The sequence below is a fragment of the Lottiidibacillus patelloidae genome (genome assembly GCF_002262935.1).
In the GTDB taxonomy this organism is placed as follows: domain Bacteria; phylum Bacillota; class Bacilli; order Bacillales; family SA5d-4; genus Lottiidibacillus; species Lottiidibacillus patelloidae.
Genome location: NZ_NPIA01000004.1, coordinates 139921 through 153076, shown reverse-complemented (window position 1 = coordinate 153076; position 13156 = coordinate 139921). Strand labels below are relative to the sequence as shown.

At 35.5% G+C, this 13156-nt stretch carries 9 protein-coding genes; 2 read left to right on the top strand and 7 right to left on the bottom strand.

Annotated features, from left to right (window positions below; all coding sequences use genetic code 11):
* Positions 1–64 precede the first annotated feature (64 nt).
* The gene (locus CIB95_RS09260; RefSeq protein WP_094924462.1) at positions 65–1456 is read left to right on the top strand and encodes a M20/M25/M40 family metallo-hydrolase; all 1392 of its coding nucleotides are present in this window, start codon (positions 65–67) and stop codon (positions 1454–1456) included.
* A gap of 75 nt (positions 1457–1531) precedes the next feature.
* Here CIB95_RS09260 and CIB95_RS09255 read toward each other — a convergent pair whose 3' ends face one another.
* The 4 genes from CIB95_RS09255 to CIB95_RS09240 all read right to left on the bottom strand — a co-directional run bounded on the left by CIB95_RS09255 (position 1532) and on the right by CIB95_RS09240 (position 8934).
* Positions 1532–2575: a PHD finger domain-containing protein gene (locus tag CIB95_RS09255; RefSeq protein ID WP_094924460.1), complete on the bottom strand. Its 1044-nt coding sequence runs from the start codon at positions 2573–2575 to the stop codon at positions 1532–1534.
* Positions 2576–2749: 174 nt separating this feature from the next.
* A complete protein-coding gene (locus CIB95_RS09250) occupies positions 2750–5704 on the bottom strand; it encodes a lipase family alpha/beta hydrolase (protein ID WP_158217598.1) in 2955 nt (984 codons plus the stop codon).
* A 501-nt stretch (positions 5705–6205) separates the two neighbouring features.
* Positions 6206–7219, bottom strand: a complete 1014-nt coding sequence (locus CIB95_RS09245; RefSeq protein ID WP_142296486.1) for a hypothetical protein — start codon at positions 7217–7219, stop codon at positions 6206–6208.
* 146 nt (positions 7220–7365) lie between these two features.
* Positions 7366–8934, bottom strand: coding sequence for a catalase (locus CIB95_RS09240; RefSeq protein ID WP_094924455.1), 1569 nt, complete (start codon positions 8932–8934; stop codon positions 7366–7368).
* Positions 8935–9126: 192 nt separating this feature from the next.
* Here CIB95_RS09240 and CIB95_RS09235 point away from each other — a divergent pair, with 192 nt between their 5' ends.
* Entirely contained in the window at positions 9127–9984 is an 858-nt protein-coding gene (locus CIB95_RS09235; RefSeq protein ID WP_158217597.1) for a DUF2785 domain-containing protein, read from the top strand.
* Between the two features lie 107 nt (positions 9985–10091).
* Here CIB95_RS09235 and trhO read toward each other — a convergent pair whose 3' ends face one another.
* From trhO to CIB95_RS09220, 3 genes are read right to left on the bottom strand one after another with little or no spacing between them, the layout of a single operon-like run.
* Entirely contained in the window at positions 10092–11009 is a 918-nt protein-coding gene (trhO, locus tag CIB95_RS09230; RefSeq protein WP_198949188.1) for an oxygen-dependent tRNA uridine(34) hydroxylase TrhO, read from the bottom strand.
* A gap of 54 nt (positions 11010–11063) precedes the next feature.
* A complete protein-coding gene (locus tag CIB95_RS09225) occupies positions 11064–11825 on the bottom strand; it encodes a CBS domain-containing protein (RefSeq protein ID WP_094924450.1) in 762 nt (253 codons plus the stop codon).
* Between the two features lie 55 nt (positions 11826–11880).
* Positions 11881–13119 carry a vWA domain-containing protein gene (locus CIB95_RS09220; RefSeq protein WP_094924449.1) on the bottom strand — a complete coding sequence of 413 codons (1239 nt, stop codon included), beginning with the start codon at positions 13117–13119 and terminating at the stop codon, positions 11881–11883.
* Between the last annotated feature and the right edge of the window lie 37 nt (positions 13120–13156).

The following is a 13156-nucleotide window of genomic DNA, read 5'->3' as shown; positions in this document are numbered from 1 at the left end:
TGACAGGTGTGTCATCAACACCTTGAGATAATGTATTTACAAATCAAAAAGGAGATGATTGTTAATGAAAACGTGGAATGAATTATTTATTCGTCATGGTTGGTTAATAACAGAAGCTAAGGAGAATCAGTTTAGTTTGGAAGGGGAAACAGCAGAAAATATAAAATATCTAACTTCAAGCTTAGAGAAAGCTCGTGTAGATCATTTTTTAATTAGTGGTCACTTATTTATTTACCAAGCTCCAATTAGTGAAGAAAAGTGGATTGATATCTTAGATTTTGAGCGTCGCGGAAGAACAGAAAATATATGGGAACAAGCCGACATTTCCCAATTAGATACGTATATTGCTGGAATCGTTCGTCAACTTAACAGTTTAGGCTTTGAAACAACTAGCTCATGTGACGGCCATTCTATAAGAAGTGCAAAGGCAGTAGTAAAAAAGACAAAGAACATAGAACAGTTGATAACATTAGTAACAGCAATAAATGATGGCTCCATCACGTTACGTGAATCTGAAAGATGTTACACAATTAATTTCCGTTGTTCTCTTCCGCAATTATTAAATTATGCCGAAGAACTTAGTCTGATTGATTGCTCGACCTTAAATGAAGACAGTGAGGCAATTAAAAAAGGACACTTCAACACCTTATTAGAAGAATTACTATCTATTAATGGAGAAAGTCGGAATGAAAGTAAAATTAGGTCGTTTATTCGTGATTATTTGACTCCATTTGTTGATCATATAACGGAAGACCAATATGGTAATTTATTAGCGGAAAAGACGTTTCGAAATGGTAATGGGCCGACAATTTTATTAAATGCTCATTTAGATACATTTGAAGCATTTGCTTCGGAGCGAACAATAGTTAAAGATGGTCCGATTTGGAGTAGTAGCAATGGTATTTTAGGTGCTGATGACAGAGCCGGAATTGCAATACTATTAACCGTGGCAAAATTTCTCCCACAAACACATTTTAATGGAAAAGTAAAATTTGTTTTTACGGTTGAAGAAGAGATAGGGTTGCTTGGTGCAAGAAACGTAAACGATTATTTTCTTTGGGGAGTAGACGCTGCACTAGTCGTTGATCGCCGCGGTAAAGGTGACATTGTGACCTCTTGCTATGGTGCATTTCCATTTTGTGATAAAGCCTATAGTGATTTCATTGAAAAGGTAGCAAGTGATAGTGGGATGCCTTATTGGAAAGCAACTTCAGGTGGAAGCAGTGATACAAAAATATGGGCTGAGCATAATATTCAAAGCGTTAACCTATCTGCTGGTTATATGAATGAACACACAGACGATGAAACCTTAGATATTGAAGCTTCCTATGAAGTTACGAAACTAGTTGAAGCTATCTTCTTAAAAAGTAACGAATTAAGGGCAACGCTTCGAGAGATAAATAATATGAAAAGAAATATAAATAGGTCTCCTTTATTCCGTAAACTTATTACGTAACATTTTTATATAAATAACTAGATGGAAAAGATACACGTTAGTTTTGTATCTTTTTCATTTTTCTTTGTTTGAGCATTACTTAAACCCATCCTTATAGTACCTATAGCAATCATCACAGTAGTAGTAATCATCTTTACCACGGTTATAATTAGTTTCAATATTGCTGTATGGTTTTTCACATAATTCACAATACAATTGCTTTTCAACAGAATACGGTAATCTCACATCTTTAAAACAACCAACAATATATTGCATTACTGCTTCGTCCTCTACGTCCCATAAGCTAGCATTCACTTCCTTAAATTCTCCACACTTGTACTTACGTCTTAACCTATTAAACATGCTTCTAGATCGTTTTTCCGGCAATGTACTAGCAAAATTCCATATACGGTAGACTACCTTTTGTGGTTCACGCTTATCTTTCATCTTTTCTTCTAACTCCTGTAACTTTTCTAAATCTTTTTCTAACGATTGGAGCATTTGATACGTGTGCCAAGCGGACGGTCCATCATGACCACCATTCATCCAGACAGAGTCATAAACTCCGCTATAAATGACATGTTTAATTCTTTGGATAAGTAATAAAATATCAAGGTGATTTTCTGCGGTTGCTTCAACTTCTTTCGATACGTAATATCTTGAATCAGGTTTTAAGTCGCGAAATTGATCGAACAACATTTGGCAATCAGACCAATAGCTATCCCACGGCTCTTCTACTTCTACAGCGAGGTGCTGTTTTTCTTCATCGTCTTCCAGCTCACTCATTAATGAAAACATTTCTTCCATACATTCATAGTCACAATAGTAGTGGTCATTTAAATCAAATAAGTAAATCTCCTTATCAAGTTCATTTAAACAATAGGCACAAAAGTCTTCGCCAGGATTTACCTGCCAAATCCCTTTTACACTTTTTAACCAAGGCGAGTTTCTGAAGATATGCCTACCTATATATGCTTTTAGACCAATATTTTTAGTATGCTTTTTCATTCGCTTCGTTGCAGTTCGGTACTCTTTCTGAAACTTTTCTAGTACCGTATCACTTGTCGCTTCTCTAGCCTTCCTAAAATATTTCTGTGCCCAATCCATAAAAGTGTTGTAATCTTTTTTTGATATTTTCATCAAATCCCTCCTCACCTATATAGATACATTCACTTTTTTTATTTTGGTACGGTAGCCATTTTCACCATACATACGCCGAGTGATTTCGCATACATCAACTAAATAAAAAAGAGAAATCTCCAGAGGGGATTTCTCACAATAGTTTATAAACTTCTAAATTGTTAAATTGCTTATTTATCTTCTAAATAAGTAAGGTTTATCAGTAACAAGAATGTGTCTTGAAACAAAGTTTATGTTTCCGGCATTATCTACGGTAGTAATCTTTAGTTTTATAAACCCTTGTTTATTTAGCTTAATTGTTTCACCACTTGCAAAAAGTTTTCCGTCTAATTCTGCAGTGACTGTCGCAACACCAGATAAGTTATCATTAGTAACGTATTCGATTGATAACTCCTCACCATATGCGTATACTCTATTCATTGTTGATAGAGCAATTGTTGGTTTTGTTTTATCAATTTTCAATTCAATATATTTCTCATTGAAATTTTGATTATTATCCCAAGCTTTTCCAAGGATTTCATAAATTCCATCATGATTAAATGAGAGTTTTTGATTGAATAGGTTTGTTAATCCGCCTTCATTGATAATATACTCGATTTTACTTACTCCAGTTTCAGCATCAGTTGCTACCATATCAACTGTTACGTCAGAAACATACCAGTCATTATTTCCTTTTGTGCCGTCTACAATCACATCAAGCTCAGGAGCAGTTTCATCATCACTTTGTACTTGATTAAGAAGTAAAGATGGGTAGATCGTTTCATCTACAACATCGTCTCCATTCCAGTCAGCTAATAACATTACAATTGTTTCGTTTACAATTTGCGCTTTAATGATTGTAGTAGGAGTTATGTTTACATCGTTAAAACGAATCGTTTTTTGTACTGCATCGTTTTCATCTACCACTTGCATAGTGAAGTCCATTGTTCCAGTACCTGTTCCTTTTAGAACAACTTGGTATGTGCCGTTGTTAAGGAATGCTACTTTTTTATGATTATTTTCCCCTAATAAGTAGTAAGATCCATTTTTAATCTTTTCTTCAACATAATAACCATTTGGTCCCATATGCTTACCGAATGCATCTAAAACGTGTAATTCTACTGGACTTTCAACTTTTAACTTTATCATTTTTGTTTCTTGTGGAAGTCTATCAATGTTTCCTGCAAGATCATTAGAATCACCTTTTAAAATGTTCAACACTTGCATAATAACATCTTGATTATTAGTTAAACCATCATGTTCTTCTGCTACATAATACGTTCTATCTGCTGGAGTATTGTTGCCAATTGTTGCACTAAATAATGGCACAGTTCCATCTCCACTAACTAAATCAATATCCTTGATATTATCTAGTTCCCAACCTACATTTGTTTCATCCATTTCAACGCTAACTTTACCAATTGTCGGCTTGTTATTACCTATTATAAAATAAGTGTTGTCTTGAGCTACTACATTATTTAATAAATCTAATGAGTTATGGAACGTTTCTGCATTGTTAACCATACTGCCGTTAAGCCATTCATTTAAAAGATTTTTCGTTGCACTATACGTTTCTAAATTTTTATACGTATTTTCTGTAAACCAGTTGTGATCCCATTCAACATTTAAATAACTTTCACCTAATAAATCAAACCATTGAGGTGAAGGTAAGTTTTGATATGCAGATGGCATGTTATTAATAACTCCAGCAATGTTTTCAGAGATAACTTCTCCAGCAAGTCCTCCTAAAATTCGTCCAGTTCCAAATACATATGCTGTCTTAGGTGAACCTAAATAAGGAGTTCCTATTGTTACCATTTTATTTACTTTATCAGCATTTCCATTGCTCAAGTATTTCGCAGCAATTAGGCCACCCATACTGTGAGCAACGATATTTACTTTATCTATCCCGTATTGATTACGGATAGTTTCAATCATAGCTGATAACTTTTCAGCATTAACTGCATTATCAAGGCGCCAGTCATAGCCAAAAGGTACAACAACATAACCTTGAGCTTGAATTTGCTGCATCATTTGACCATAATACGCAAGCAAAGGATCGCCAGCTATTAGTTTATCAATTTCACTACCATCTGCGTTCATCGCTAAATGGTCGACCATATGTTTTGCAAAATAGCCATCATTGGGTGTTGGAGCCCATACACGATGATTCATTAATGGATGTTCGAGTCCTGGTGTAGTACCGATATGTTCATCAACCGTATACAATTCTGAGCCTAAAAGGCCAGGAAGAAAGAAAACAATCTCACTCGCAGGTGCACCTCCACCATAAGCATATAATAAAAGGTCATCATAAGCTTTATTTGAAAATTCATATCCCCAGTTTTTGTTGTAAAAAATTTCCCAAGTTAACCCTGATGCTATTACAGTACCCTTTCCAAGTGAATACTCAACCAATGTAGGCGAATTATCGCTTGCAGCTCGTAGTATTACATTGCTTCCTGCAGGTAATGTATTTTCTACTATAGATCTATGACTTGCATATAAGGCGGAAAGGTCGCTGCTGATCAAGGGAATTCCATCGCTTAGCTCCCCTGTTACAATTGGATGATTATTATCTGCGATGGTGTTGTTACCTTCATATAACATGAAAGTTTCTACATTACCTGGTAATGTTGCTTGTAATGTTCCGAAATTCCATCCCTGGTCAGCAATTCCGAATAGTAACGTTCCACCAGTACTAACGTAATTGTCAAACAGAACTTTATTTTGTCCATAGGTATTATAGAATAGTTGGTCTTGGTCATTAGCGATAATGATTAACTTATATTGACTAAGATTAATTGCGCCTACTTCGTCCATGCGTTTTGTTTCATGCGAAATTCCTAAATCCGTTAGGGCTATTGATGTAGAATCTTCAGACCAAGGTTTTATATGTTCTAATATTAAGACGTCTGCCTGTGCATTTTGTACATTGATGTTTCCATTAAGTTCATTGTCGTCGATGGATTTTTTAACAATTTTTTGTTTGTAGTTCATTGGTGGAGTTGTTGTGAGTGGAGCTTTAGCTTTCGCTTGGATGAGGTTAAATCGATCTTCTTTTGTGATACCTTGTCCTGAGGCTGTTGGTGCGACGACAGCAAAGACAAGCACAAACAATAACAATACATTTACTAACTTCTTCAACATTTTTCTCTCCTTCATTTATCTTTTTGCTTATTTTTTGTATAGTACTTTTTTATTAAAGCACTCTGCAATTGTATGATAATTCTTGGAGAAAAAGCACTACTCCCATATATTCTCTTTGGTTTAATGTTTTCCTTCTTTATCCCAAATGAATATATCAAAAAATAGATTTTATTATAAATTAAGGAAGAATATCATTCTTGTAAATAGTGTAAATGTAATCTCTAGCATAAGAGAAAATATGCTAATGCTCTAGAAGAAAAAGGTAAAGAAAAGACCAAATCCATGGATTTGGTCTTTTCTTTACCTTTTTATTACTTCATCCTCGCTAACTTCTCCACGCGCAAGCTCACGGACCGCTTTAAAAGCATCTTCTACTTTGTCAAAATTTCTAATCGTCCTTGTAACTTTAAACTGGTTACCGTCTTTTTGAATATTGTATTGATTGCCAATTTTTTTTATGATTTTAATAGTTTCAGCCTCCCCTTATTTCTCACTTTATGTCTACTTCTCTTTATAATCTAAATATTCCTCCAACCCTAGCAGTAATTTTGCTCTCAATTCTACTAACTCTGGAAATTGATAGAAGAATAATAGTTTTTCTTCAATATAATTTTCACCTTTAGGCTTAGGTTTTAGCACAAAGTAAGTGAACGTTTCAGCAAAATCTTCTACAATATTTGTCGCTGCGTATTCATTTACGAATTTTTCTTCATGTCTCTCATAAAATTGCCGAACTGATTCTTCATCATCAATGATAACTTCTGCTTCCCAGTCTAACTGCAGATCTAACCAAAACATTTCATAGTACTGATTAATATAGGAGTCCTCATTTGTACATCCTTCGTCGAGATAAAGATTCTGGCACGCTTCTCTTATGTCATTAATCAGATCTTCATCTCCATCAAAAAAGACATCTTCATTAATTTCGACTTCCTTATCGTTCAAACTTAAAACATGGGCATATTCATGAATAAGTGTCGCAAAAACGGTAGCTAAGTTAGTACCATCTTGGAGATCAATAACTACTATCCATTTTGTCGGGTCATCTTCTACTTGTTCTACATAGGCTAGCGTATTATCTGGTCCGTCTGTAAAAAAACCGAATTTTACTATATTTCCTCGATTTTCTAAAGGGATAATCATTTGAAATAGCGTCCATAATTCTTGCTGTAATTCCACATCTTCTTGAATAGCTAGTAAGTCATCATTAGTTTCTATATCGATTTTGTTTTGAATAGTATCACCGTTTATTTCATAGACAGTTAGCATCGTTTCTTCGTCTACTTCTATGAAGGGACCATCCATTTCAGCTGTAAAACTATCTATTAAAAACTTCTCTCCAAGTTTCGCTTCAAGTTCAGCAATAAACGCTTCACTTTCTAAAAAAGCTGCATCTTCCTTGTCATCTAGTCCCATTGTCTGTATTGGCTCAATAGTCTCGTAGTTTAATAAAACTATCCCGATTATTAAAAATCCTATTAAAACTAAGCCTAAAAATAATACCTTTTTCATCATTTAGCCCCCAGTATATACACTTTACCAAACTTACCAATAGATTTAATACCCTATTCATATTCCTGGATGGCTTATCTCAAGTACTTTAATGCATGTAAATAAAAAAGAACCAAATCACTATGACTTGGCTCCCAAATTTTCTTATTTTAGTATGGATCTGACGGATGTCCCATCTCTTCTGCTTCTTGGACAGCTTCTTCCATCTTGTTCATTTCTTTTTCTGCCATTTTCAGACCTTCGGCAACTCGTTTTCCATAATCAGCATCACATTGCGTAAACATGTCGACCATTCGTTTTTGAATCTCTTCATGGCAGCCAGACAGCGCATCGACCAAGTTCATGATTAACTCATCTCGCTCCCAATCATTAAAGCGTCTGTATGTTTCACCAGCTTGTCCAAAATTGTTTTCTCGGGAAATTTTTTCACGTTTAATATTTCCTTCAACATATGGTTCATGTTCTTTACCTGGGTTCTTCGCTTCTTTCAGACCACCTAACAGAGACGGTTCATAGTTTACATGTGGATTGGAATGTTTACCGTAATCTGTTCTGTAATCCATTTGCCCTGCACTTTGGTTTGTTGCGACATGCTTTTTCGGCTTATTGATTGGTAGTTGTAAGTAATTCGATCCAACTCGGTAACGTTGCGTATCAGAATAGGAGAACGTTCTTCCTTGTAATAATTTATCATCTGAAAAATCAAGCCCATCAACTAAAACTCCTGTACCAAATGCAACTTGTTCGACTTCAGCAAAATAATTTTCAGGATTCTTGTTTAACGTCATTTTACCAACCTTGTGCCACGGGTAGTCTTCCTTATACCAGAGCTTTGTTGGATCTAACGGATCAAAGTCTAGCTCTGGATGTTCACCATCCTCCATAATCTGTACGTAAAGCTCCCACTCTGGATAGTTTCCTTTTTCGATCGCTTCATACAAATCTTGCGTAGCGTGGTTAAAGTTTTTACCTTGAATTTTATCAGCATCTTTTTGCGATAAGTTTTTAATCCCTTGCACTGGTTCCCAATGATATTTTACGAGCACTGCTTTTCCTTCTTCATTGACCCATTTATATGCATGGACTCCAGACCCTTGCATTTCGCGATAGTTCGCTGGAATTCCCCATGGAGAAAAGAGGAAAGTTACCATATGCATCGACTCTGGTGTTTGACATAGGAAATCAAACATTCTTTCAAGGTCTTGGATGTTGGTTACGGGATCTGGTTTAAAAGCGTGAACCATATCTGGGAACTTTAACGGATCTCGGATAAAGAAAATCTTTAAGTTGTTCCCGACTAAATCCCAGTTCCCGTCTTCTGTATAAAACTTAACGGCAAATCCGCGTGGGTCACGCAGCGTTTCTGGAGAATGTGTCCCATGTACAACAGTGGAAAATCGTACAAATACAGGTGTTTGCACTTCCGTGTTTGTAAATACTTTTGCACGTGTATATTTTGAGATTGGTTCGCCATTAACCGTTCCATACGATTCGAAGTACCCATGCGCTCCGGCACCTCGTCCATGAACGACACGCTCTGGTGTTCTTTCACGGTCAAAGTGACTTATTTTTTCAAGGAAATCGTAATTTTCTAACGTCGTTGGGCCTCTGTCACCGACTGTTCGTACACTTTGATTGTTTGTCACTGGATGCCCTTGACGATTTGTTAATGTTTCATCTTTATTGTTTTGTTGATTTTTATTTTGTTCCTCTTTCATTCAATACCCTCCTTTAGATAACCATAAACATTATTGCCTGATAGATTTTTGGTATACATATATGAAGGATAATTTTGGCTATGTTAAAATGAAATTAGAAAAAATTGGTCTTGCTCCTTTCGAAGCAAATTAATGACAAAATAAATAACAGCCAGCCCAGTACTAATTACTTTATAAATGAAGGGGATATTTATGAAATTATCATTAGCGGTTATTTCGTTAGGTGAGGCTGAATTAAAGTCTATCTTAACTGAACTTAAATCTGAAAAGATTCATTGGCAAGATGTGGCGGATAAACCTAGAATCTTGAAATCTATGTTAGATCATATCGGCACAACGGATAGCGAACTGCGCGACCAGTTAATTTACACTACTTTTTATAGATTAATTGTTGAAAATAATCAAATTGAAATTGAACTTTTAACTGAACTGTTAGATTTTAGTATAGATGAACTACTATTTAAAGGAATTGGCGAAAAGGACACAGACACCGTTTTTACAAGAGCGTTTACTACTCTCTTAATTGCACTAATTCTTTATAGAGATAATCATGAAAATTTCTTACCCCCAAGCACAATTTTTAGCGTTAAAGAAAAGTTAATGAAGTACATTGACTGGGAGAAAGACTTAAGAGGGTTTATCGCAGGAAAAGGTTGGGCCCACAGTGTTGCACATGTTGCTGACACAGTTGATGAGCTCGTGAAAAATCCAAAACTAAATATAGATGACTATCCAGAAATACTGCGAACTTTGTGGAGAAAGATTCTAATATCCAGTAGTGTTTATGTTCATGGAGAAGATGAGAGGCTATTAACTCCAATACTAGAAATGCTAGAAAGAGGATTACATATACTCGAAATTGAAAAATTACTAGAAAGTCTGCCAAATGAATTAAAGATTCAGAAGGAACAAATGGAAGATGAAAAGTATTTTTTCTTAGTATTTAACATTAAATTATTCTTAAAAACTTTTCATATTAAAATTAACGGTAATGCTAAACTGCTGCCACTCCAGAAAAAGATAGAACAGAGCCTTGAAAAAATCTATTGAGCAAGTTCTAGTTTCTTTCAATTAAACGCACTTTACTTAAATTAACTCCTTAAAAAAGACAAGCTCAGAGCAAGTTACTCTGAGCTTTTTTCATGTTATTTATTGCTTTATTTCGTTGTTTGTTCGTGTTCTTTGACATAGCGGTTCCAAGGATGTTCTTGACATTCTGTGCTACAAGCGCGTTTATGCTCATGCTCACAATCCTCACACATAATGAGGTGAACGTTACATTCTGGATTTCCACATTTAACGATACGTTCTTCTGCCTCGCCGCAGTGACAACATTTTCCGACTACTGTTGCTTCTTCAGTGCGGTTAACTGGAACGGAAATACGTTCGTCGAATACGTACATTTTACCATCCCAAAGGCGACCTTTCACTTCTGGATCATAACCGTAGGAAATAATGCCACCTTCAAGTTGTGAAACATCTTTAAAGCCTTCTTCGACAAGGAAGCCGGAAAACTTTTCACAGCGAATCCCACCTGTGCAATATGTCAGAACTTTTTTATCTTTGTACTCACTAAAGTTTTCTCGTACCCATTTCGGCAAATCACGAAACGCTTCAATATCTGGGCGAATTGCATTTTTGAAATGGCCAAGGTCGTACTCATAATTATTACGAGCATCAAGGATAACGACATCTTCATCTTGCATCGCTTCATAGAATTCCTTAGGAGAAAGATGTTTACCTGTTTTTTCGTTCGGGTTAAGGTCCTCTTCCAAGCTAAGATTAACGATTTCTGGCTTTACTTTTATTTTCAGCTTTTTAAAAGCGTGACCTTCTGATGCTTCAATTTTAAAAGGCATGTCAGCAAAACGTGAATCTTCATGCATAACCTGCATATATTTTTCCGTCTGTTCTATTGTTCCAGATACCGTTCCATTCATTCCTTCTTCAGCAACAAGAATGCGCCCCATTAAGCCAATTTCTTCACATAGAGCACGGTGCTCTTCTTTGAACGCTTCCGGGTCCTCAATTGGTACATATTTATAATAAAGTAAAACTTGATAGTCCATTTTAATCACCTGTTCGTTTATTGATTTTCAATGACTATCATAGCAGATAAAATTGCTTTTTTAAATATGATTCGAAACTAACAACGCTGTATTATCGATCTCAACTAAGTCCCATGATGTTACGATGCCCACTGGTCTTTGCACTTTTCTACCATGTTCTGTTATTAATATTGCCTCTAGTTTTTTATTGTTATCATAGTACTTTTCAAAGACATCTTCTAAATCATAGATTGTTTGTTTTCTAGAAATAAAATGGACATTATGTTCATCTTCCAGTGGTAAGATTTCTTGCGCCTTTACATCTTCTATCTCTACTAATCCAGCAATTGTATTTTCGGAAATCCACTTTACGATGCCACCTTCGGTTAATAAGCCTAGAAATCCTTCTTCATCATATACTGGCACTTGTGAATAGCCATTCGTATGCATGATCTCTAATATTTCTTTTAAACTAGTAGTTGGATGGCATATTTTCACCGGTTGAGAGGCAATGGATAATGCCAACGGTGGCCGCCATAAATGCTGACAAATTCTTTCTATTTCTTCGACAATGTGGAGATGCGGAACAGCTATATAATAGTTTTCTTTTAATTTTTCATGGACGATGGTATTGCGGAGATGTCCAAACTTTTTCAACATTTCATAGTTATGGTGAACAATATTTCGCCTAGTTTTGGCCTGATAGAGAATATCAGAATAGGAAGCATATAAACGAGTGTCTCCTACTAACTCTTTTAGTTTCGTATGAATTTTATTATAGGCGACTTCAAAACGTTCTACTTTTTCTTCATCACTAATATGCATTTTATTTGTTTTTTCCATTTACTCACCTTCCCATCGCTAGTATTTAACTATCTTGCCTATTGGCGGCGCATCGTCATTTTTTTCGCTTCATTTGTCTATATCTTTGGTGATGTAATTCTTTTCTTGTTTTCTTTGAGTATTCAAAGTTGTTCAGTTTCTCCATCAGAATTTTCGACTCACTCAATAATTCTTCATCATTCATTTCCTTGGCAATGATAGACATGTTCACCGCTTGCTTATGCAACAACTGTTTTCCCGCTTCTATATCACCGATATCAAAGAAATCCATCGCTTCATTAATAATCGTTGCAGACTTTGTTATTTGTACTTGCTTTTCGACATGTGCATTCGGCTTCGCCTCAAGAATTTTTAAATCAGTTGTATAGTGAATTGGAACGTTTGCCTTACATTTACACTCTTTTACTCCATCTGTTATATCTACAAACGACCACTGTAAATCAAAAATGTCATGGATTCCTTCTGGTTTTGCTTGTATGCCATATGCAACTAAAATTGATTTCACTTCATTAGCATACATATCACCTAAGTTTAACTTTAGACCTTCTTCTTCCTGTTTCGGCTCGTATCCAAAGACTTTATGAACTTCAACACCATCCTTAGGATTAATCGCTAAAGTAACATTTTGTGCAATAACAGATAATAGACCCTCTAATTCTTCGGCAAATATTGCTGGAATTCCCTCGACTTCATCAATAAAATAAAAGTTTCCTTTTCCATGCTCGGAAATCCCTTCCATTACCTCTTCATCAAAGTGTTCACTAACGCCAATTGTGGAAATAGTAACTCCAGCTGATTGGTATTCATCTGTTATCATCATTAACTGGTTAAAATCAGTGACTCCTCTATTTGCTTGCCCATCAGATAAAACGATGACTCGATTAACATAATCTTTTTCTTTTTGCTTCAAGACGTGTTGGCATCCTTGTATGAGACCACCACTTAAATTAGTTAATCCACGCGTACTAATTTGATCAATCTTATGTTTTAACAAATCTTTATGTGTGACATTTTCCGGACCGAAAACTGTTTCTACTTCGTTATCAAACACGACAACAGTTAACAGGTCTTTGTCCGTTAGTTGGCTTACTACGAATTTAACCGCTTCTTTACAATAATGTAGAGGGTTTCCAGTCATTGAGCCGCTTCGATCTAATACTATTGCTAGATTAATAGGCGAACGTTCTACCTGCTTTGTTGCGTTACCTTTTAGCTCTACTAACAAGTGATTCTTTTCCTTACCGTATGTTGGGACTTGAGCATGCTGGTGAGAGTGTGTCAAAGAGATCGTCATTATAATAGCTCCTTTTTCAATATACTTCGTTTACATT